Origin of the sequence: Streptococcus mitis (genome assembly GCF_901542415.1) — a bacterium.
Taxonomy (GTDB): domain Bacteria; phylum Bacillota; class Bacilli; order Lactobacillales; family Streptococcaceae; genus Streptococcus; species Streptococcus mitis_BL.
Window position 1 is genome coordinate 864985 of record NZ_CABEHV010000004.1, and the last position, 24410, is coordinate 889394.

General features: G+C 38.4%; 17 protein-coding genes. 2 read left to right on the forward strand and 15 right to left on the reverse strand.

Annotated features, from left to right (window positions below; genetic code table 11):
- Positions 1-32: 32 nt before the first annotated feature.
- Positions 33-2150, forward strand: coding sequence for an LTA synthase family protein (locus FQT24_RS04490; RefSeq protein WP_185952581.1), 2118 nt, complete (start codon positions 33-35; stop codon positions 2148-2150).
- Positions 2151-2217: 67 nt separating this feature from the next.
- Here FQT24_RS04490 and FQT24_RS04495 read toward each other — a convergent pair whose 3' ends face one another.
- Together FQT24_RS04495 and FQT24_RS04500 are read right to left on the reverse strand one after the other, a co-directional pair.
- Positions 2218-3852, reverse strand: a complete 1635-nt coding sequence (locus FQT24_RS04495) for a hypothetical protein (protein ID WP_143952309.1) — start codon at positions 3850-3852, stop codon at positions 2218-2220.
- Positions 3833-4582 carry an ABC transporter ATP-binding protein gene (locus FQT24_RS04500; RefSeq protein ID WP_143952310.1) on the reverse strand — a complete coding sequence of 250 codons (750 nt, stop codon included), beginning with the start codon at positions 4580-4582 and terminating at the stop codon, positions 3833-3835. Before FQT24_RS04500 ends, FQT24_RS04495 begins: the two co-directional genes overlap by 20 nt.
- A gap of 177 nt (positions 4583-4759) precedes the next feature.
- Between FQT24_RS04500 and FQT24_RS04505 the strand changes: the two genes are divergently transcribed.
- Complete coding sequence (locus FQT24_RS04505; protein WP_143952311.1) at positions 4760-6214, forward strand: alpha-amylase; 1455 nt, start codon at positions 4760-4762, stop codon at positions 6212-6214.
- Between the two features lie 89 nt (positions 6215-6303).
- On the opposite strand, the gene alaS is transcribed toward FQT24_RS04505, so the two are convergent.
- From alaS to FQT24_RS04570, 13 genes are all read right to left on the reverse strand, one after another.
- A complete protein-coding gene (gene alaS / locus FQT24_RS04510) occupies positions 6304-8922 on the reverse strand; it encodes an alanine--tRNA ligase (protein ID WP_143952312.1) in 2619 nt (872 codons plus the stop codon).
- A gap of 20 nt (positions 8923-8942) precedes the next feature.
- A complete protein-coding gene (locus tag FQT24_RS04515; protein ID WP_143952313.1) occupies positions 8943-9428 on the reverse strand; it encodes an LURP-one-related/scramblase family protein in 486 nt (161 codons plus the stop codon).
- 567 nt (positions 9429-9995) lie between these two features.
- The gene (locus FQT24_RS04520; RefSeq protein ID WP_143952314.1) at positions 9996-11318 is read right to left on the reverse strand and encodes an ISLre2 family transposase; all 1323 of its coding nucleotides are present in this window, start codon (positions 11316-11318) and stop codon (positions 9996-9998) included.
- 311 nt (positions 11319-11629) lie between these two features.
- Positions 11630-12406 (reverse strand): Fic family protein, encoded by a 777-nt coding sequence (locus FQT24_RS04525; protein WP_143952315.1) that lies wholly within the window; start codon positions 12404-12406, stop codon positions 11630-11632.
- A gap of 64 nt (positions 12407-12470) precedes the next feature.
- Positions 12471-12692, reverse strand: coding sequence for a hypothetical protein (locus FQT24_RS04530; RefSeq protein WP_143953022.1), 222 nt, complete (start codon positions 12690-12692; stop codon positions 12471-12473).
- 52 nt (positions 12693-12744) lie between these two features.
- On the reverse strand, positions 12745-13551 hold the full coding sequence (locus FQT24_RS04535; RefSeq protein ID WP_143952316.1) for a ParA family protein: 807 nt from the start codon (positions 13549-13551) through the stop codon (positions 12745-12747).
- A gap of 87 nt (positions 13552-13638) precedes the next feature.
- On the reverse strand, positions 13639-15315 hold the full coding sequence (locus FQT24_RS04540; protein WP_143952317.1) for a helical hairpin domain-containing protein: 1677 nt from the start codon (positions 15313-15315) through the stop codon (positions 13639-13641).
- Positions 15306-15647, reverse strand: a complete 342-nt coding sequence (locus tag FQT24_RS04545) for a plasmid mobilization protein (protein WP_391592441.1) — start codon at positions 15645-15647, stop codon at positions 15306-15308. Before FQT24_RS04545 ends, FQT24_RS04540 begins: the two co-directional genes overlap by 10 nt.
- Before the next feature lie 248 nt (positions 15648-15895).
- Positions 15896-16204 (reverse strand): hypothetical protein, encoded by a 309-nt coding sequence (locus FQT24_RS04550; protein WP_143952319.1) that lies wholly within the window; start codon positions 16202-16204, stop codon positions 15896-15898.
- Positions 16205-16252: 48 nt separating this feature from the next.
- Positions 16253-20650: a PBECR4 domain-containing protein gene (locus FQT24_RS04555; RefSeq protein WP_143952320.1), complete on the reverse strand. Its 4398-nt coding sequence runs from the start codon at positions 20648-20650 to the stop codon at positions 16253-16255.
- Positions 20651-20661: 11 nt separating this feature from the next.
- Complete coding sequence (locus FQT24_RS04560) at positions 20662-22011, reverse strand: hypothetical protein (protein ID WP_143952321.1); 1350 nt, start codon at positions 22009-22011, stop codon at positions 20662-20664.
- A 17-nt stretch (positions 22012-22028) separates the two neighbouring features.
- Positions 22029-23864 carry a VirD4-like conjugal transfer protein, CD1115 family gene (locus tag FQT24_RS04565; RefSeq protein WP_143952322.1) on the reverse strand — a complete coding sequence of 612 codons (1836 nt, stop codon included), beginning with the start codon at positions 23862-23864 and terminating at the stop codon, positions 22029-22031.
- On the reverse strand, positions 23861-24409 hold the full coding sequence (locus FQT24_RS04570) for a DUF3801 domain-containing protein (protein ID WP_143952323.1): 549 nt from the start codon (positions 24407-24409) through the stop codon (positions 23861-23863). The genes FQT24_RS04565 and FQT24_RS04570 overlap by 4 nt, the downstream gene beginning before the upstream one ends.
- Position 24410 lies beyond the last annotated feature (1 nt).

Sequence of the window (24410 nt, forward strand, 5' to 3'; positions counted from 1 at the left end):
TGAGAATCAATTTTAGCAAAATCCAAAAAGCCATGGGTACCAGACTGGGTTTTGTCCTAACCCTTTTAATCCTCTATTGGCTCAAAACCTTACTAGCCTATACCGTTGACTTTAATTTAGATATTCAATTGGGCAAGCTGCAAGGGAATTACCTTGCCTTTATCGCTTTTTTCAATCCCCTTCCCTTGGGACTCCTCCTGCTGGCTCTAGCCCTCTATGCTCGGTCAACCAAGATCTTTTATGGCCTTAGTATAGCTATTTATAGCCTTTTGTTCATTTGGCTTTATTCCAATATCTTTTACTATCGAGAATTTAGTGACTTTATCACGGCCAATACCATGAAAGTGGTCAGCAAGGTGTCTGTTGGTACTGCCGAACTAGAGTTACTGCGCTTTTGGGATTTCATCTATTTTATGGATTTCCCATTGCTGGCTTATCTTCTCTATAAGAAGCTCATCCAGCTGGATAGGAGACCTTTCAAATTCCGCTCCAGTGTTGCTATCACTGCTCTCTCAGCCCTGCTCTTTTCTGCTAATCTTTTCTTGGCAGAGATTGAACGTCCCGATCTCCTATCGCGAGGATTTTCTAATTATTATATTGTCCGCGCCCTTAGTTTGCCAGCCTTTCTAGGTTATAGTGCCAACCAATCCTACAGTACCAACAAAGAACGTGCCAAGGCCTCTGAGACCGACCTTCAACCTATTACAGATTATGTCCAAGAACATTCTGCTAAGCCCAATACAGACTATTTTGGCTTGGCCAAAGGGAAAAATGTGATTTATCTCCACTTGGAGAGTTTCCAACAGTTCCTACTTGACTATAAACTCAACCTAGATGGAACTGAGCATGAAGTCACTCCCTTCCTAAATTCACTCTACCATTCGCAATCAACCCTAGCCTTTTCGAATATCTTTAACCAAGTCAAGGCTGGTAAAACCTCAGATGCGGAAACCATGCTAGAGACCAGTTTGTTTGGACTTGACCAAGGTTCCTTTATGGTCAATTACGGTGGAACCAATACTCAGCAGGCAGCTCCTTTTATCCTATCAAAAAACGGCTATCATTCGAGTGCAGTCTTTCACGGTAATATCGGAACCTTCTGGAACCGAAATACGACCTATAAACAATGGGGCTACCAATACTTCTTTGATGCTTCCTACTTCACCAAGCAAGACAGTAGTAATTCTTTCCAATATGGTTTAAATGATAAAATCATGATGAAAGATTCTATCCAATATCTGGAGCACTTGCAGCAACCTTTTTATGCCAAGTATATCACGGTGTCCAATCACTATCCCTATGCTAGCAATCTAACAGGCGATGAGCTTGGTTTCCCACTGGCTAAGACCAAAGATGAAACAATCAATGGCTACTTCCAAACAGCCAACTATCTGGATAGTGCTATCAAGGCCTTCTTTGACTATCTCAAAGAAAGTGGCCTCTATGAAAAATCCATCATCGTCATCTACGGAGACCATTATGGAATTTCTAACTCCCGCAATCCTGACCTGGCATCCTTGATTGGCAAGACTTCTGAGAACTGGTCGAATTACGACAATGCCATGTTACAACGAGTGCCTTTTATGGTAGTCATGCCTGGTTATGAAAAAGGACAAATCATCAATACCTACGGTGGACAAATCGATATCTTACCAACTCTCGAACACCTCCTTGGTATTGAGTCCAATTCCTTCCTTCAAGTCGGCCAAGACCTCCTATCACCAGACCACCAAGACATCGTTGCCTTTCGAACTGCTAATTCTTTCGTCACACCAAAATACACCAGCTACGACGGACGAACCTACTACACTGAAAGCGGTCTTGAAATCAGCAATCTTGATGAACAAGCTCAGACTGAACTAGAAATTGTTCGTCAAGCAGCTAGTCAACAGCTAAAAATCAGCGACCAAATTCAAACTGGTGATTTGATACGTTTCTACCAAGCAGATCATCTTGGAAAAGTTGATACAGAAAGTATTTCTTACCTCAATTCCTTGCCAATTCTGCAAAAGATTGAGCAGGAAAAAGGTAGTCAATCAACCAGTCTCTTTAGCCAACGACAAGGTAAAACCAGTGCTGACCTTTTCAAGGCACCAAGTTACCAAGAACTCCACCCAGAGTCGGCAGAAACCGAATCAAAATCACAATAAAAGATGCTCTTCCGTCTTGGAGGAGCATTTCTTTTTATAAAATTTATCAAGCAAGCGACCAACTATCTCATCTTTTTTCTATTTCTGTCAATATGCGTGACAGGTAGTAATGATAGCCAAAAATAGCAAGACCAAGCAGGAGGATAAGAGCTCCTACTCCCAAGCTGATGGCAAGAACAGAGGAGAGAGACTGAACCAAGAATATGCTTCCGATTACAAGAGCCATCAGGATTGCACTATAAATTAAGAGTAAAACAATTTTGACTATACCATTTGAACGGTTCACCAAGTCCGTAATGCTACTCCAATTGGTTGACAGATTTTTCACGTCCTTAAAGTAATTGTGGCAAGAAAGGATGACACTGGCAAGGATCCATGCCACAAGAAGATAAATCATCGAAAGGATGGGCAAGCCTAAATATAGAGAAAGACCAAGTAAAGTCAGAACTGGTAAAAAGGACTGGACAGCAAATATAATCCAAAATTTCACTTTCACATAACGAGCAAAGTCAAAGGGTAAACTCTTAAGAAAATCAACATTTTCCCTCTCCAAGGACAAGGCAATTGAATGCAGGCTGGTGATATTGTTATTGACAACTGATATAAAGAGAGCTATAAAAAACAAGGGTAACCAGTATGGAGGATGAATGTCTGGAACTATCTGAGAATCTCGGATGTTGGAAATCAGACCGATCATCATGAGATAAGGAAGGAAAGCACTTGTAAAAAGCACTGTAATCACGCCAGTTCCCTGTCCCAAGAGGGTGAGGTGGTAGCGTAAAACCATACGGAAAAATCCCTTTTTAGTAGTTGAAATCCTCTCCTTACTGCGACGTTCTTTCTTGACCTTCTCCTCACTGTTAAGCAGAATCACGTCATAAAAATGAGGAAGAACCTTCTTTTTGGTCAGGTAAAGTAAGAAGACAGTTAGAGTTATCCAAGCGAGCAGACCCAGTATGGCTTCTGTCGAAAAAGGCTCCACTGCTATTTTGTAAAAGAGATGAAGAGGATAAAGGAGAAATGGAATGTCTCTAACTTTGTCAACAATACTTCCAAAAGTCGACTGTAGAAAGAGGACAAATATTAAAGGTATGAGAACTCCTATCCCAATCATCACATTCGCAAAAATAGACTGATACTTTCTGAAGACCCTAGTCTGAGCCAAGAAATGTACTGCCACTACCATCACTAAAGTAACAGAGACAAATAATAGGGCCAAGGACAGCAGCATCAAAGGCAAGCCAAGCCAAAGAGAAGGTGCTAGCCTAATGTAGAGGACTAGAAAATAAGCTAGGATTGGTACAATTCCAGGCAGAGCTGGCAAGAGGACAGACAGTCCTTTAGCAATTATAATCTCTGATTCTTTAAAGGCATAAGGCCTATACGATACCAAGTCCTTACTCTCATAAAAGACATTGTAAAATGCAGTGAAAGAAGTTGAAAAGGCAAGCACTAGTAAAATAGCAACCATGCTACTAAAAAAACTTGGTATTTCCTCAAAAGGAAAACGAAAAGCTATATTTATAAACATGAAAAGCATCAAGAGACTAGAAAAAATGTAAGAACTTAGGACTCTAGCGGAAACATTTACTTTTTTCCCAGGATTCTTAGCCTGCTTCTTTCGTAGGTTAGCCAGATTAGCTTCTTGAGATGAATAGAGGATATTGATATCAACTAATTTTTTAATGACCTTGAGACGCATCTGAAACCTCCTCTTTTCTACCGGCAAGGCTAAGGTAGATACTCTCCAAAGACTGGTCTGGATGGTCTTTTCTCAAGTCCTCTACGCTACCACAATAAATCAAATGCCCCTTTTTCAAAATAGCAATCCGATCACAGACTTGCTCAGCTACCTCTAGGACATGAGTTGAAAACAAGACTGTCTTGCCTTTTTGTGCATGTTCCTTCATCATTTGCTTCAAATCAAAAGCAGCCTGGGGATCCAAACCAGTCAAGGGTTCGTCCAAGACCCAAATATCAGGATCAGACAAGAGTGCCCCAATGACAAAGACTTTCTGACGCATTCCGTGAGAAAGGGTTTCAATAACCTGATAGCGGTTTTCAGCAAAATCAAAAACACTCAATAGCCTAGCTAGACTAGCCTCCAAATCAGAGCTAGTCAGATCATAGGATGAAGCAATCAATTCCCAAAATTCATTGGCCGTTAAGCGTAAAAATAAGTCAGGCGAGTCTGCTACGTAGCCAATCTTTCGTTTAATAGCTAAACGATTTTCCGATAACTCCTGACCGTCTACTAAAATACGACCACTGCTGGGCGAAATGATACTGACTAAGGATTTTATGGTGGTCGATTTCCCAGCCCCATTATGGCCAATCAAGCCCATAATCTCCCCATTTTCCATCTGCAAATTGAGATTGCTCAAAGCCTCTTTATTACCATACACCTTACTAACATTTTGAAATTCAATCATGGGATGACTCCTATCTTTATCTATATTACATACTATTATACTAGCACGTTGATACAAAAAATCAATACTTTATTTTAAGTAGTTAAAATAGTTTCCTTCTATCTTATGCAAACGTTGGCGCTAACCAATACTTTATGATAGAATAAAGAACAAGATTGACAAGTAAGAGGAAACATCATGCAAAATCAAACACTCATGCAATACTTTGAATGGTATCTGCCTCACGACGGCCAACACTGGACGCGCCTAGCTGAAGATGCTCCACACCTAGCTCATCTGGGGATTAGCCACGTCTGGATGCCACCAGCTTTTAAGGCAACCAATGAAAAAGATGTCGGCTATGGGGTCTATGACTTATTCGACCTAGGAGAGTTTAACCAAAAAGGTACTATCCGCACCAAGTATGGTTTCAAAGAAGACTATCTTCAAGCTATTCAAACCCTAAAAGCACAGGGAATCCAGCCTATGGCCGATGTGGTACTCAATCACAAGGCTGCAGCCGATCACATGGAAGCCTTTCAGGTTATTGAAGTGGATCCTGTAGACCGTACAGTTGAACTTGGGGAACCCTTCACCATCAATGGCTGGACTAGCTTTACCTTCGATGGTCGCCAAGATACTTACAATGACTTCCACTGGCACTGGTATCACTTCACAGGTACAGACTACGATGCCAAACGCCGTAAGTCTGGTATTTATCTCATCCAAGGGGACAACAAGGGCTGGGCAAATGAGGAATTGGTCGATAACGAAAATGGTAACTACGACTACCTCATGTATGCCGACCTAGACTTTAAACATCCTGAAGTGATCAAAAATATCTATGACTGGGCTGACTGGTTCATGGAAACAACTGGTATTGCTGGTTTCCGCTTGGATGCCGTCAAACACATCGACTCCTTCTTTATGCGCAATTTCATCCGCGATATGAAGGAAAAATATGGTGAGGATTTCTATGTTTTTGGTGAATTTTGGAACCCAGACAAGGAAGCCAATCTGGACTATCTTGAAAAAACAGAAGAACGCTTTGACCTTGTCGATGTTCGACTCCACCAGAATCTCTTTGATGCTAGCCGAGCTGGTTCTAACTACGACCTTCGTGGCATTTTCACGGATAGCTTGGTTGAACTCAAGCCCGACAAGGCTGTAACCTTTGTCGACAACCATGATACTCAAAGAGGACAAGCCCTTGAGTCAACTGTTGAAGAATGGTTCAAACCAGCAGCCTATGCACTCATTCTGCTACGCCAAAATGGACTGCCATGTGTCTTTTACGGAGACTACTATGGTATTTCAGGGCAGTATGCTCAACAAGATTTCAAAGAAGTCCTTGACCTCCTCCTAGCCATCCGAAAAGATTTGGCCTATGGAGAACAAACAGACTACTTTGATGACGCAAACTGTATCGGTTGGGTACGTTCAGGTGCTGAAAATCAATCCCCAATAGCAGTCTTGATTTCAAATGACCAAGAAAACAGCAAATCAATGTTTGTCGGCCAAGAATGGGCTAACCAAACCTTTGTAGATTTACTCGAAAACCACCAAGGTCAAGTTACAATTGATGAGGAAGGTTATGGACAATTTCCAGTCTCAACTGCTTCGGTAAGTGTCTGGGCAGCTAATACAATCTAATAGCTAATGATAATCAAGCCAGATCCAATCGGATTTGGCTTTTTGGCATTCACATAAAGACCTACCCAAATGGATAGATCTTTATTTTCTTATAATTTACCTGCTACTGCATCCAACAATTCTTGGATCTTAGCTTGGTTGCTTCCTCCTGCCATGGCCATGTCTGGTTTACCACCACCACGTCCATCGACGATTGGTGCCAATTCTTTGACAAGGTTTCCTGCATGAAGGTCTTTTGTCTTGCTTGCTACAAGGACATTGACTTTGTCACCGATAGCAGCAACAAGGACAAGAAGATCAGAGTAATCTTTTTGTTTCCAGTTATCCGCAAAGGTACGAAGAGCACCAGCATCAGATACAGATACTTGGCTAGCAATGTAACGGTGACCATTGACTTCCTGAACATCCTTGAAGATATCGCCTGCGGCTGCAGCTGCGGCTTTTTCTTTCAACTCAGCATTTTCTTTTTGCAATTGACGAAGTTGTTCTTGAAGTCCTTCTACCTTGTGAGGTACTTCCTTGACTTGAGGTGCTTTCAAGGTTGCTGCGACAGCTTTAAGAGCGTCTTCTTGTTCACGGTAGGCTTCAAAGGCTTCCTTACCAGTCACTGCCAAGATACGGCGAGTTCCTGAACCGATACCTTCTTCTTTGACAATCTTGAAGAGGCCAATTTCAGAAGTGTTGCCAACGTGGGTACCACCACAAAGCTCGATAGAGTAGTCACCGATAGTAACAACACGGACTTCCTTGCCGTATTTCTCACCAAAGAGAGCCATAGCTCCCATTTCTTTAGCAGTGTCAATATCCGTTTCAACTGTCTTCACTTCAAGAGCTTCCCAGATTTTCTCGTTGACTTGCTGCTCAATCGCACGCAATTCTTCAGCAGTTACAGCTTGGAAGTGGGTAAAGTCAAAGCGAAGGAATTCAACTTCATTAAGAGATCCTGCCTGAGTTGCATGGCTTCCAAGGATATTGTGAAGGGCAGCGTGAAGCAAGTGAGTCGCAGTGTGGTTTTTCATGACACGGTGACGACGATTTGTATCAATTGCCAAGGTATATTCTTGGTTCAAGGCAAGCGGTGCAAGAACTTCAACCGTGTGAAGTGCTTGTCCGTTTGGTGCTTTTTGAACATTGGTCACAGTAGCTACAACCTTGTCTGACCCATCCAAAATTTGTCCATGGTCAGCGACCTGTCCACCCATTTCAGCATAGAATGGAGTCTCTGCAAAGATAAGTGAGGCAGTTCCTTCTGACACAGCTTCTACTCCTGCATTGTCAGCCACGATAGCCACCAATTTAGAAGATAATTGGCTAGCATTGTAGTTGAAGACACTTTCTACAGTGATGTTTTGAAGGGTTTCATTTTGCATACCCATTGAACCACCTTTAACAGCTGACGCACGCGCGCGTTCTTGCTGTTCTTTCATGGCTGCTTCAAATCCTTCACGGTCAACAGTCATCCCAGCTTCTTCAGCGATTTCTTCAGTCAATTCAACTGGGAATCCATAAGTGTCATAAAGTTTGAATACATCTTGACCAGCAATGACAGATTGACCTTTTTCTTTCAAGTCAGCTACAATGCCTTGGGCAAAGTGTTGACCTGAGTGAAGGGTACGAGCAAATGATTCTTCTTCGCTCTTAACGATTTTTTCGATAAAGTCACGTTTTTCAAGCACTTCTGGGTAGTAGCTTTCCATGATTTTTCCAACCGTTGGAACAAGTTTGTAAAGGAAAGGCTCGTTGATACCCAATTTTTGACCATGCATAGAAGCACGACGGAGTAAACGACGAAGGACATAACCACGACCTTCATTTCCTGGAAGGGCACCATCACCGATAGCAAATGAAAGTGAACGGATGTGGTCAGCGATAACCTTAAAGCTCATGTTATCGCCATCTTGGTCATAAACCTTACCAGACAATTTCTCCACTTCACGGATGATCGGCATGAAGAGGTCCGTTTCAAAGTTGGTCTTAGCCCCTTGGATAACGGCCACCAAACGCTCCAAACCAGCGCCCGTATCAATATTCTTGTGTGGCAATTCCTTGTATTCGCTACGAGGAACAGCAGGATCTGCGTTAAATTGTGACAAAACGATGTTCCAGATTTCGATGTAACGGTCGTTTTCAATATCTTCTGCAAGCAGGCGAAGTCCAATATTTTCTGGGTCAAAGGCTTCCCCACGGTCAAAGAAAATCTCTGTATCAGGTCCAGAAGGTCCTGCACCGATTTCCCAGAAGTTGTCCTCGATTGGAATCAAGTGACTTGGGTCCACTCCTACTGCAATCCAGCGGTTGTAAGAATCTTTATCGTCTGGATAGTAGGTCATGTAAAGTTTCTCAGCTGGGAAGTCAAACCATTCTGGGCTTGTCAAAAGCTCATAAGCCCAAGTGATAGCTTCGTCACGGAAGTAATCCCCGATAGAGAAGTTCCCCAACATTTCAAACATGGTATGGTGACGTGCAGTCTTCCCTACGTTTTCAATATCGTTGGTACGGATAGCCTTTTGGGCATTGGTAATACGTGGATTTTCAGGGATAATAGTCCCGTCAAAGTATTTCTTAAGGGTTGCTACCCCAGAATTAATCCACAAAAGTGTTGGATCATTTACAGGAACCAAGCTGACTGATGGTTCTACAGAGTGACCTTTGGTCGCCCAGAAATCAAGCCACATTTGGCGTACTTGTGCACTAGATAGTTGTTTCATATTGTCTCCTTATTACTTGTTTAATTTGATTGGCTTTCCAGCATTTCCACATAGTCAATCGCGACACAGAGAGAAATGACTAGGTCTGCATAAGCGTCCTCAAGGACTGTTACGTTATAAGTAGAGGTCAGATGGAAGAGTTCTTTCCTGATTTCCGCGATCAACTGATCGCGATCATCCAGTAGTTTGAAATTCAAATCCCAGATATTGCCCTCGATACGAAGCCCCAGATTATCAAACTCATACTTATCTCGCCAGAAGGTCAACTTCTTACGAATGACAAAACTCGAGCCATCCCGAATCTGAATCTCAAAACGAGGAAGCAAGGTCAAGATTTCTTTACTGATCCGACTGACCTGTTCACCATTAGCATCATAGATGGTAAAGGTTTTAGGAATCTTAAAAAATGATCCCTCTACCTGATAGGCGATTTCTCCCCTGTCATCCTTGATAGCGAAGCGTTCGCCTCCAAGACGAAACTTTTGTTTGACAAGAAATGTTTTCATCAACACCTCCAAAAATCAAAAGACAAGCTCATATCACGAAGGGCGAAAAACCGCGGTACCACCTTCATTCAATGAACTTGTCATTCTCTTATTCTTATGCAATTGTATGATTGAGTAGCATGACTTCCTAGCTTAGATGGCTCGCAGCACCGCCATTTCTCTGGACTAAGACTACTGAAAATCAATTCTCAACTTTCTTATTATAACGTTTTTTTAAGCTTGCGTCAACTGGAAATCATCTCCAGTATGTGTCGTGATTTTTGAGAAATCCTAAATTTCCATATAAATACATGCAGATACACGAAAGGGCTAAACATTTTTGTATGCTCAGCCCTTGACAATGATTTTTTCTTATGCTATCATTTTAGTTGACTGAGTAATACAAGTGAGGTTTGTGTTACTCTGCGGAGTTGGAGGCTCATTTCCAACTCCTTTTTTCGTTGTTTTTATATCTCTATTATACCAAAATCAGGATAAATGTCAATTATTCCACGCCAAAAAAGCCCAAATCTCACTAGAAATTTTTGCTTATTTATATTTGTGTTTTCGTTAAAATTAGCACTTAAATTATTTCATCTTAAATATCTTTTCTATATTTTTATGTAAACGGGGAAGTTTGTAGTCTTTAGAGTCATTTTTAGGTCGAACACTATCCGCACTGATATGATCCAATGATGTATACTTATCATAGTCCCTCTTCCATTCTCCAAAAAATAAATCTCTTAATTTTCCTTCACGTTCTAACAATATCATATTCGCTACGGCTATCCCACCTTCACTTGTCCAATACATCCCTCTATGTTTCATTCTATACGTTATTTTTCTATGCTGGCTCTCCATAATCCCAATACCTGACTTTGGAAGTCCTCTCATCTCCGCTGGTTTCGTATACTGAAAATTTCTAATTAATCTACTCGAATAATATTCAAATTTTTCTTGTCCTTCTTCACTACTAACAAAAGATTCTATAGTATCTAGTGAACGACTTAATAATTTCTTATTATGCTCTCTAATAGCTTGAAATAAGTCTTCTCTCAACTCTCTCGGATAGGACTTTGTAAATTCTTTGATTTCTTTGTTCAAGTGATATTCGTCCCAAAAATGCTCATGCCTCTTAACATTAAATGATTTAGCAATTTCAGTAAATACATGTGGAGTATAGCCCTTGCCACAGTCAGAATTAGTAACTAGTACAGTCTCATTTGTAATTTCATATTCATTTTCCAATAAATCTAACAATTCTCTACGAGCTAAGCGATTATCCAATCGGATAAGCTCTTTTTTATTTTCTAGCTCAAAACGATTTGGGCCAATCTGTTTAGAACCTGTATGAACTACAAAATGTGATAAATCCATATTCTTTTTTTCAGAACCATCTTCAGTTGTTTTCACATATACACCATCTCCCTCTATGTAGATGATATCTGCTTTAATTTTTTCAATCTTCTTCTCTTCTTTAAAAAATCGATAATCATCCTTTTCTTCTAGTAATTGATTGGCTAATTTGACAACCTTATTGACTGTATCTTTAGTGACAGTTACATTATAAACCATCTCAATTGTCTCTCCTACCTGACGATAGGGTAGTTTTGTAGCTAGAACCGCAGCTTGATACAATAGTTCCTGTGAATGACGTACATTCTTTTCTAAGCCTAACATTTCATCAACTGGTATTCTACATTCACCATTCTTATACCAACGTTTTCTAGAAAAGGTCACTTCTCCAAATGTAAAAGCTACGGTACGTTCAGCTTGATTTTTACAACGATATCCTTTTGATCTCATACTAGAACTTATCGACTCATCATACTGTGCAATATGCTGTAAAAAATTTTGTTTTGTCTTTTCTTGTTCCTGACTACTAAATCTTAATTCATCAAATTGTTTCATACAATTTTCATTTCCCTTTCAATTCTTATGAAAATTGTATGATTTTTAAAACAAGTCATCAAATTTATTTTTGTTCCAATAATAAAATAGGCTGTTTCTTTAAATTAAAATCAACGCCCTATTTATTATTGAAAAATACTAAAGTGATTTAGTTAAGTACCACAAGTTCAAATGTTTCTATTTCAAGGTAAAAATAAAAGCCTGATATAAGAACCAGGCTCAGGACAGTTGTCAGAATCATCATCTCACAACTAATATAACAGTTTTTATAATTATAATTATATTTACAAATATAATTATTACACCTTTTCTTAGAATTTATCTGACTTTTTTATGAAGTCTCCCTCTTTTTCATCATTGATAGCTCCTTCAAATCCTTTATTTTTAAGATAATTCGTATAAAAAAGTTGCTCCGATTGGAAATAATCAAATAATGGCTGTCTGTTATCGTGAACCTGAAAGGCTTCGAGTGCTGAATAGTAAGTTGCCTTATTCGTATCATCCACAATAAAGGGGGTAATTCCTTCCTTCAAGCACTGTTTATACAAAAGTAATCGACCAATTCGACCATTGCCATCTGCGAAAGGATGAATCCTTTCAAATTGTGCATGAAATCTTGTTAAGTAGTTCAAATCTTTCTGCTGTTTTAAGCTATAGCCAATTATCAATGAAAGCATCTCATCTTCAGTCTGCTCAACAGAAGCTGTCGCAATTTTTCCTACCTCATTTTGCAACACTTTATAACGACCAACTGGAGCTATCGGATTATACTCAGAACTGGTGCCACTTTTTAGAATACGATGCAGGGTTTTAATATAGTCCTCTGTTAGTGGCTCATTAACGGTATCTAAAATATAATCAAAACATTTAAAATGATTATTCATTTCTACCAAATCATCAATTTTGATTCCTTTTGCATCAATATTTGCGATAGTCTTTGTCTCATAAATTAAGCTAGTCTGCTCTTCTGTCAGACGACTTCCTTCAATTCGGTTAGAATTATAAGCAAAGCGTTTCTGTGTAATATCATAAATACCACCGTGTACTTTTCCTTCTCTCTCTGCTAAGAGCCTTGTAATTAAATCCATTGTTTCTCCTTGTAGTAAGCAGTTGTAGTTATAGATATATTTATAGTTATAAATATATCTATAACTATAGTTCCTCGATTAATTTATCAAGATAATCTGATGCAGACTTTGCACCAGCTGCTTTTGCAACTTGATCTAACTTTTTCCGATTACTTGGCTTCAAAGTAAACTGGAATTGCTTCTTACGTTCAAAACTTTCAAAACTATCTATATCTGGAAGCTGTTCAGGTTGATGAGTTGCTTCAATAATCTGTGAAATTTCTTTTTCTTTCGGTGTAAATGCCATCATAATCTCCTTCTAATTATATTTATAACTGTATTTATGTTTACAAATATAATTATATTGTATCATAAATTCTTGAAAAAGTCTCCTCTAGCTCCATAAAAAACTTTTTATGTTTTTGATAAAGATCAGAATTCTCCTTCATATCTGCAATAGAGACCTTATCAATCGTGGAATGATTGAATAGCTCTTTTGCTGGTACAATCCCTAGAAGGTTATCTGTTCCCTTTTCTTTGGCTTCAAGTCCAAGGGCTTCCAGTAATTCTCTTGATGATCCATAGTTTGGTCGAATCATATTTGCTAGAAAATATAACTCAGCAGTAATGTAAGACTCTCTGGTACGATAATCGATTACATCCTTCCTGAAAGCTTCTAATCGAGTTGATAGATTGAATTTAGCATTATAACCAAACTCTGAAGGAGTCAAGGGACTAATAATAGCGTGACTGACCGCAACAGCATTTTTTGTAGCTGTCGCAAAGTCTGGTCTACAATCAATCAAGATATAGTCAAACTGACCCAACTTCTTCTTTTCGTAGTTATCTTCTAACCAAAGATAAAGGAGCATATTTTTCTTATCGCTGTTCTCTAAATCTCGCTCCACTGTATCCAACCGAACCGAACCTGGAACGAGACTAACATTTTCCTTGATGTGCTTAATATCCACATCGCCTCCTTTGAAAGCATTCGCAATTGTATTCTGACTTTCGTAAATATTGTAGCATTGAGTCAAATTACACTGATGGTCTAAATCTATAAAGAGAACCTTATGCCCTTTTCTAGCCAACCATTCTCCATAATTAAATGTCAAAGTTGTTTTTCCAACACCGCCTTTAATAGCAGCAAATGTGATAATCTTCATTCTATTTCTCCTTCTCTTTTTCTATACTTCTATTATACCATTATAATTATATTTGTCAATATGTGTATGTTTATATTTATAATTATTTTACAAAAAAGATTCTCTTTCCTTTCGCTGTTCCACATTTTTCTCAATGTCTTGATGTAACTTATAATCTTTTGTAATTGTTTCTACTCGTTGATATAAAGCTTGGCGCTCAAAAGTCACCTCCTTAACAAGTTTATCGATTTCAGATTTTCGAGTGCTAGGATCTACTCTCAGATCTTTCAGAATGGAAATAGCTAACTTCGATTCCTGAGGATCACTTGATTCCAATGCAAGAAATGCAGACTGAATTTTATTAAGCTCACCCAAGCGTTGATCTAATTTATCAAGCAAGTTATCTACTTCTTCTAGTTCTTCTTCAAAACGATTTAACAATTCATCAAATTGCTGTCCTTCTGTCACTCCATGAGCAGATAGATAATTGTATTCACGAACAAGCTGATCCAAACTGGAGATTTTCGGATTTTTTCGGACAATCATTTCTCCATTATCATATGACAACTGGGAAGCAACTGTTTCTCCCTTCATGTACCGATTCTTATCAGCGTGTTCAGGATTAACAAAATAGTAGAAATCATTTTTTCTGATAAAAATTTCATAAGATCCATCTTCTGCTTTTTCAATCTGATGAGCAGGAATCAGAATAGTTCCCTTATTTCTAATCCCAAATTCCATTTCAAGATAGATCCCATTCTTTGTTTCTTCCATCACCTGCCATTCTTCAACTGTGATTCTCATTTCAAAATCATCTTCTCGTTCCGCCACCATTTTTTCATATTCAGATTTAATTTCATCGACAGAGAAGGTCACCTCGTTAGCAACCACTTTCTCAGAAATTTTCTCTAAAGAATAATTTCCTTTTTTGGACAGTGTACGATCCCTCACATTTCTTGTTTGATCCCGATCAGTCAGACGATATTTTATTTCCTTCCCTGAAGTATCAACTTCAAGATTTAAAGCTCGTGCCTTAATCTTAAAATCCTCTAAAGAGGTTGAATGTTTCAAAAGAAAATCTAAGCGTGATTTAATTTCATAGCGAAAAGAATTTTTTTTGCGATAGGCATGATAGGTTTTTCGATTAGTCCATAATCTCTCCTTGAGAATTTTAGCTCCAGCCAAATCAGAATACTTGTTTGAAATATTAAATAAGCTTCTAGCAGTATTTTTCTGCCAACGAAACTTTTTTAATGTAACAGAATTAGTGGAATTGAAAATGATGTGATTGTGAATGTGCCCCTTATCCATGTGAGTCGCTATGACAAATTCATGTTGTCCACCAGTTAATTCTAAAATTGTTTTTCGACCAATCTCATGAATTTCTTGTGGAGTCAAATCATCTTCAGGAGAAAATGATTGGATGATGTGGTGAGCCAAAACCCGATTCGGATTGTGAATGTCAGATCGTTCTTTTGTCCCTGCTCGCTGAGCAGCATTCTTTTTTGTCAAAAGAAATTCTTCTGTCGCTGTGCTAGCGTCTGTAATTCCATAAGTAGATACCAGTTGCTTGACTACTCGGCCATCTTTAACCACTGCTGGAAATTCAAACTGTTCATCTTGTTCTAAAAAACTCGTTTTAGATGGATTCTCGATATAGCGTAAAGCATTATTTAAACTTTTCGTATCAGTCAGCTCGACCGTCTTAGCTTCATCCTCAATATATTTTGTAGATCGTCCTAAAGAAGCTACACCCTTTATTTGAAGAACCTTTGTTACAACCATCGCTCTTGTTCCTTTGTTTGATTTTCCTGTTTTTGGATAAATTGACTGACTGTATCTTTCAAATATTTCTGCAATTCAATAATCTGACTCAATTCATTTAGGCTAGCCTGGTCATCTTCGTTTACCTTTTTTGCGACCTGATTAATATTGACCCCTATCCGATTTATTTCCTTACGTAACTCTTTCAACTCTTCAAATTTTAAAATTTTGACCTCGCCCATAATCAACATAATTCGGGCAAAGGCATTAAAATTTGGCATTCCAGATTCTGCAACCTTTGTTGAAATAAACCGTGCCTCTTCTTCCGTTAAACGAATTTTTTTCTGAATCATTCGTTTTCTTTTTTCTTTATTTTTCAAAAAATCTTCACCTCTATTCTGGCAATTTTACTTGAGGGGCTCAGAGCCCTTTTCTTCTGGCAAGATTAGCACTTGGGTACCCAAATGCTGTTTTTAAAAAGGTCAAAGTTAGTCAGGGTGTCATCCCTGACTATTCTTGACTTTTTAAATCTTTGGGGAAATCCCCAATCCCCTAATCCCTGCAAGCAGGAATGTTGTTCTATAACGAGGGAAAAGTTTGACTAAACTTTTAAGTCTTCCAGTAGAAGCTCCATTGTATCAACCATCTCCATTTTAAGAATTTCGTCTCTTAGTTGTTCAAATCGTTCATCACTCATCCCTTCAATTTCTTTAAGTGCAATGGGATACATTTCTACTTCTTCTAGCTCATAGTTTATTTTAATTCGCATATCTCTACGAAGAATGTAAAGACATTCCTTACGTGAAATGTGCTGGTTAACTTCATTCACTTTGGGCGAATCTGTAGCCTCATCCTCAAAAAATATCTCCATTAAAAGATCAAAAGTTTCTTGTTTTAGATGTTCAATCATCTTCCGTTTCTCCTTTTTTGTTTTTCTTCCTACGAACTAATGCCTCCATTATCGAGGGTTGCTCAGGGACTTTTTTTCTTCCACCTGCTTTACAGCCTCCGCCTTTTGATTCCCCAACTGCTCAGATTTTTCTTTTGCCTGTTGGAGTTTATCAGCAAACTTATCTTTCGTCACAGTTTTATTTTTCACTAATTCTAACTTAGCATCCATCCGATCAATCAAACTTTTTGCTTCCTTCTGAACAACCTGCAGTTGTTCTACCATATCTTCAAAACCATTTTTATCTTTTGCCCAAATAGCCAAATAGCCAAAACTGTAGCTACTCGTATCAAAACCAAAATGATTAGCCACGACATAAGCGACACTTTCAGCTTGTAATTCTTGCTTACGATATTGGTCATCCCCATATTGGGCATTGCTTCCTCTATGTAAATCTGCATGAGCCATTTCATGAAAAATGGTTTTTAAAATCTGTTCTTGACCCTTTAATCCTTTTGAAATAACAATTCGATTTTCATCTGGAGAGTAATAACCATTTGTGCTCTCTCTTTTAATTTCTTCAAAACTGATAGGAACCTGATTATCCATTGAAACAGCTTTTGCTGCTCGGTACAAATCTTCATAATCTTTAACATCTCCAGTCAATTCATGAATTGCTTTTGGCAATTCTTTTCCTTCTGTTTGAGATACATCAAAGACATTCCCTAACTTAAATCGAGTAACAGTGACTTCCTTCTCTCCCATTTCATTTTCAGCTGGGGTAAAATCTAACTCTTTTTGATGAACAGGGATGCTTGTTTTCACTTGGTAAGGAACCCAAATCTTCAGAGCTTTTGAACCCTTTTTAACTGTTCTATCAAAATCTGTTTTCCATTTATTGAAACTAGCAACTTGAGAAACATTAGGATTTTGCATCTTCAGCAAATGAATATTGTTGAGTGAGTAGTTGTGAAACTTACTCATCGTATCCAAGAATGATTTAAACTGTTCTGAATCTAAATAGTTCTTCATTCCCTCTTTCAAGTGTTCAGCTAAAGCTTTTGTATCTTTATTTGCGACTAACTGAGAAATGGTTTGTTCTGAACTTTTAGTAGCAATTGCATCGGTTATAATAGCTCCAGTTTCAGCTTCAACATCTGTCCTTCTTTCTCTATCTTCCTGTTTTTTATGATGGTTAGAAGCACCGTTGTATGGATCTGTTCCCTGCAACATCTCATCAGAATTGGAAATACCATCACCATCCAAATCACGATCCCTCTCATCTTTTCGGTTATACTGATAAATTTTTTCGTATCGATTATCTAGTGTCTCTTGCGAATCTTTGACTTGTAATTTTTCAAATTCTTCTCGAACATTGGCAATAGTTTGTTCAACTTTTTCTGATAAATCATTCACTTCTTTTTGCCATTTTTCTACAAGAACTACTTGTTCCATTGGAGAATCCTTAACTCCCAACTTCTCAAACCAAGTAGATAGATTTTCGACCTCAACACTATCCATTCCATCAAAAGAAATAAATCCTAGACGACTATCATGACTACTATCTGTAAATCCAATTGGACTATTTTCCAAATCTCCAAACGGGAGTTGGGATAGAAGTTGATCTGCATAAAGAGCATCTTCCAAAGCGTAACTGAACTGAGAAATATCTAACTCACTCGCCAATCTCTCCAGATGATACTGATTGAATAATGCCCCATCTATCTTCATCAACTCTGGATGCTCTCGCATTTCTCGTGTTCCAAGTCTTTCTTTATGAGCGATTGGATTAATCTCCTCACCAATATTGTAACGGATGCTATCCTGAATCAGTTCACCGTCAGGACTGTATAAAGCAAATTGAACCTTTGTAATAGGTGTATAGGAAGCACCTTCTACCTGGTTCATTCGATCACTTACACTCACATGATGTTTGTCGTAATAGATATTATTCTGCTTATATAGCTCTGTTGCAAAAGACTGATAATCAACCAACTCTGCTTCACTAAAAGGTAAAATTGGCCCATCTTTATGCTTTTCTGCCCATTGAAGTCGGACATTGTAGGTCGTCTTTTCTTTTGAGAGTTCTTCATACTGCTTATTTTTTAAGACAGATAACATTTTCTCGCCACCATCTTGAACATATTCCTCATTAATTGAGAGTTGCTCAATGTGTCCATCCCTTTCTCTGTAAACACCGAGGATAATCTTTTCATCCAACGATTTAACATTAGTTGCAAGCTCTCCCTTGAGTTTCATAAGAGAGGCTGGAATTTTTTCGTTCCCAATATCTTTAAACAGTAGTAAGAAATCTTCATCTTTTGCTTTAATAGCTTCACTCATATTGAGATTGTGTAGCTTTTCAACACTACTCAAATCATCTAAAACAAAAGATTGTGGATCTAAAATATCTCGCAACATGGGAAGAACCTGCAATTTATCCTTAATTGAATTACTAACCAATATACCGTCAAAATGTCCCTGACCATTTGCAATATCATCTAGGAAATTTTCCGCTCCCTTTCCCTCTTCATAAGGTCTAATCCCTGAAAGATGGATAAAGTTATCCTTTTGAAAAGTCACCTGAAGCACATTTTCCTCTCCATGATCCGCATAAATAAAGCTAATCTTACTGTTAGCTACTTCATTTAAATACCAGAACGCTGTACTTTGTATAGACGGCGCATATTGATTTAATCGTCTTAAATCCGCTGGTGTAATCGGATGATAATTCGCTATTCTCCGTTGCACTTTATCATAATTTGTGCTAAACTGTAAGTAAGGATAGGATGATGTCGGGTGACTGGTAACAGTTTGCTCAAAGGTACTTGTTTCAAGTACAGGTAAGGTACTGCCTTCAGCTTTAGGCTGTAAAGAACCCGTGCCACCACTGGTCCTGTCATTCATTTGCTCCTGAGAACTTTCAGGAGCTTTTTCTTTACTCTGATTTTCTTCCTGCGCTTTATAAGTATCTCCAACAGGATCGGAAGGTTTTTCGTAGGTCACTGTTTTATCTGCATCAATGACCATCTGTTTTTTAGGTTCTACCGAGAAGCTAATATTATGCCAGTTCTGCTTCAGCCATTCCGCATCTTCTGGAGATAAATTGCTAGTATCTATGTTCAATACAGAATTCTGATTATCTTCAAGAACTCCTTCATCTTGATTTTTTTGTTTGGACAGTAACTTATTTACTAAATCTTCTTCATGTTCACTGCTATTCTCATACAATTTCGACATACTATCTTTTCTCCCTCTTTCTTGATTAATGATTGTTTGATATTCTTGACGGACTTCTTCCTTTGTCAATTGTCTATCTGACACAAAGGCTTTTACATCCTGTGTAGTTAGCTCTTGCGCTTTTCCAAGAGCTAGTTTCTTCTCAAAAAAGCCCTGGTAATACCAAGACTTTTCATCTACTGTATAAACATGTGCTAACTCTTTAGGAGTGTTATTCCCTCCCTTCAGAAAGTCATTCCAATCTTCCTTCTCCTGGTATCTCTGAACGATAGGTGGAATCGCAATCTGTACTGGAATCCCCTTTTCCTGCAGACTAGTTATAAATTTATAGCCAGCCATATCATTATCTACAGCCAGCGTAATCATATCTTGATTCTGACCATCTTTAAAATAGTTCGTTGTTCTAGCGACAGTTTCTAGAGCTTTTCCAGTATTCTGATTGACTTGATAGGATTTATCATTTATCTCTGCATACAATTCCATAAACCGTCTACTAATGATTCCTTCTTTTACTCCATCCATAGCTACTAAGCGGACATCCTGAAGCCTATCTTTATGAAGCTCATAGTAGCTCATTAGATCGATTGGAGCTTCCGCAAAGATCAAACGTTTTGGTGTTCCGATATCAATTGAAAATCCTAGTTGTCCGTCTGAATTTCTCATAATTTGTTTTAGTCGTCCACGTTCAGGATAGTGCTCCCGATTCTCTACTATTCCCTGAAGACTCGCTCCAGCTAAAAAGCCTGTGTTGTCCTTATACTTAAAGACAATCACAGGCTCAAAATAGTCTCCTTTTTTTCGGATTGCTTCCGCTATACTCCCTTGGCTAATAAAGAAGTTAATCGTATCATCTGAAAGGCCTCTCTGTGCCTTCAAATATCTTCTAGAGGCGCTGAAATCCTGACGCTCATATCTTTCCAAGTGATAGCTAAAAGGTTCTTTTGTGGCCGTCTGAGCTTCTACATCGACTGCCTTAAATTCTCCAGTTTCTAAAAAATGCATCGCTTCCTTGTAAGAAACACCTCGTATGGTTTGAACTAACTGAATGACATCTCCAAATTCAGTTCTTGAGTTCCAATAAAATTCATTTTTCTTTGTATCTATTACAAAGGAATCATGTTCTACCCAGTTATAGCTATGGCTCCCTGTACGCTTTAACTCCATACCTAGTTGTTCTGCAACAGAAATAATAGATAATCTTTTGGCTTCTTCTTTGCTTAACACCATTTGTTATCCCCCTACAATGAAAATTCTGGATCTTCTTTTTCTGCTACTATATCTTGTGTCTGTTCTCTCTCAAGTTCTTCTGCTTCTACAAAGCGTTTTAAATCAGGAATATGAAGCTGAGCTTGTTTTAGCTTATCATGAACTAACAAGTTCTCATCTATATGATAGACCGCTTCCTGATGGCCATTAAATCCTTTATCTAAATCAATATCATCAAAGCGGATAACAGCCAACTCTGTCAAACTTCCCTTATACCAAGCTCCAATCTCACTTTCAAGATAGAATCGAACGGATTCTCTATCTTCCGTCTTTGTATCCCGTAAATAAGCTAGTTCCCAGCTTTCTCCTTGAGAATAACCAACTACCTCTTGAATGATTAACTCCTTATTATTAGTGTCTAAAATCTGGTTAATATCTCCTAAACGTGGTACTAGAATTTCCTGAGCTAATGAAACGGCTTCTGTACGATAGTTGAAAAACTCATATTGTTCCCTATCTTCTACATAGTTCCTAACAAAATCTGAATAATGAGGGAAATGTTCCTGAAAACTAGGTGAAATCATTCCATAGATATAGGCTTGTTTTACTGTTTCAAACTGGGCTATTTGATAATATGAGGGGTCAAGCTTGCCCTCTTGATTCAATAGTTCCTTGATATTTTCTGGAAGTTGAATCGGTTCTGAATCTGGCCAAGTTTTCTTAGAATAGTTGATTACTTCTTCGTAAAGAATGGTATCGATCTCTGGATTCTCCATTTCAAGCAAAGTATCTACAATTTGAGCTGATTCTGAAAGATTGGAACGATAATCAGTAATCAAGCCATCTTTACGAACCTCCCACTCCTCAACCTGAGCATTTTCTGGAGTTCGTAGTAACAATACCTCCTCAGCTTCCGGATCAACTCCAATGACCTGATCGCCATTGGGTAGCTGATCCATCTCCAATTCTTTAATCTTAGCATCTAATTGATTATTAACCTGAAGCAAGTCTTGTTTCAAGTGAAATAATTCTTCTGCATTGGCTTGTAATTCCTCAAAATACTCTCTGGAGATTTTCACTGGTTGAACCAATAAATCTTTCTCTCGTTGCTCTCGAGGGTAAGAAAACAAGTAGGGAGCGACTTCTTTGAAGTCCTGGTAGTTCATCCATTTTATAGATTCTGTAACAATCATATTTTGGACATCAACGACATCTGTATGAGGAGTAATCCAACCAGCTAAAGCCAACTCTTTTACTGCTTCAGATAGGGGGTATGAAGGGATATGTTCTAAAATCCCCTCAAAATAACCAATTCCTCGTGCAGTTTCTTCCTCAACTTCACGCTTCATTCGTTTAAATTGTTTTTGTGGTAATGTATTCATTCTATTTCCTTTCTTTCCTAACTTACTTTAAGAGGCACTTCCTCAACTTCCTTAATCCCAATATGAATGACATTTTCTTCCCCAACCTGGTCTTTCCACTCATCAATATCGCTCAGATAGCGCTTGTATCGATACCAGTTGTCATCATTCGGTCCATTACTTAAGAGATGGGCTCTTGGATGCGTGTCCAGGTTAAATTTTTGATCCCGAAAAACATTTTGTTTGGATAGAAAGAGTAGGGCTTCTGTTGTTCCAATCGTGGCCACCTCATGCGGTGTTAACAATTCCCGACCAATTTTAGAGTTCTGCTTAGAACTGCTGGCATTTCTTCCTCTGCTCTCACTATAATTCTGATCATTCAAAGTTTGCTTCCCTGATCGCTCAGATAGGTACTTAAGCGTGTCTAAGTCATTGGAACCTAAATAAAGAATAGCACCACAGTTATTGATAATCGTCTTTGTATTTTCTTTACCATACAGCACTTCAATCTGACTTTGAGATTGTACCATCATCTTGATAGAAATCTCTCGAGAACGAATCACTGAGATAATTGGTGGTAAATTAGGAATCTTCCCAATCTGACCAAACTCATCCGCCCACACCTGTAGATGCAATAAATCTTCCTTGGTCTTTGTTGGATGATCGCCTAAAATAACTGCATCTGCAGTTTTTATTAGCACATCAAAAATGGTACTAAAAAGAAGGGCAGATAAGAACTGATAAGCTGGATCCACTTCTGGAATATGAATAAAAACTGCTGTCTTCTCAATATTCCATTTTTCAATCTCGAGTGTATCCTTTTCAATAATCTTTCTTAGTTGCTCATGATCAAATACTGAGAAGGTTGTTGCAAAGATAGCATAAACAGAAGCCCGTGTTTGGCCATCAAAGTTTTTATTGAATAGATCCCACTGCCTACTAGCATAATTTCCTGGGCTCCTTCTTTCCAGGTCTTCAAACATCAATTCAACAGGACTCTCCGCTTCTGGATGATTCCGTCTCAATTCTCGAATCATATCTGTAACCTGCCCTAAATTAGGCAGATAGTGATCGAGCTTACCATCAAAATAAAGATAGCCAATAAGAGAACGCATCAAGAGTTTATTTGCTGCAGGCCAAAAAGGATCACTTTCATGACCATTTCTGTTGAGAGACTCTGTAATTGCCTCTGCCACTCGGTCTATATCCATTTCATTATGAATATATCTAAAAACGTTGAAGCCATCTGAATTCAAGAAAGTAATCAGATCAAAAATCTTCATCTTATAACCCTTTTCTACAAGTGATTTCCCTGTTTCATGAATGAGAATTCCTTTGGTATCTGTAGTCACAAAACTAGAGTTTCCTTGTAAAATATTCGGCTTTACAGCACTACGTGTCTTTGAATCCCCTGTACCACCATACACCAGAATATTTTTATTAATCTGATTTTCAAAGCTCAATCGGTTATTAAATAGTCCCATCTGACTATTTTGAGTAAAGATCATATTCTTTTCAGGTTCTTCGTCTCGGAATCTCATCAACTCTTCTCTTGTCGCAAAACGAGCTGATCCATGTTCTTCTCCATAGCGGTAAGTCCCCGTATCAGATACTCTCAAATACAGTAGAAAAGCAATCAAAAATCCGCCCATACCAATTAATAAAGAAGCTGGAGTAAATTGAAAATCGATCCAAGACTTATCGTTCAGATGATCGCTCATCCAGTTAAGCTTTCCAAATCCAAATACATCCGTTACTGAATCAGTATCTGGTGCCAACAGCCATAGTTTAAAGAACCAATGAAAGAGGTAGAATAGACCAATTCCTAACAACAAATACGGTCTAAGTCTCCGTTTCTTCTTTTCTGTAATCACTTCATTTTTCCTCCAATCTGTGGTTCGATATTTTCTGGAAGAACAAACTCCTTCGTATGAATATTTACCTGGAGGGAAGAAATTTTCTCTTGTTCCACTGCTTTGAAATGTTGCAATTTCTCTTCAAAAGAAGTTGTTTTCCCATTTTTAAGGTTTCGCTCATTGAATCCTTTAGGATCTCTTGTGATACCTTCTAGGACATCCTTAAAGGCTTGTTCGACCACACCTTTATCTTTTGCATTAAAAGCAAGAGTTGTCTTTCCATCTGGATGAGTATAAAAAGAAAAGCCAATCCCGTATTGGCCTAGTTCTTTTCGAACTGCCTCGAGATTGACTTCATTATGTAGTAATTGCTGGACTTCTTTAGCATCTGCCGTTGCCATAAATTTATTCCAGTCTGTATCACCAGTAAAGACTACATTCTCCCCTCTGGCTTGATAAATTTCAACTGCCTTAGAGCTCACCAGGAAGAGTCCTTTTAAGATGATTTCTCCTGTCACAAGAGTTGCCCGTCCTAATTGGGCTACCACTTGTTCTTGTTCCATT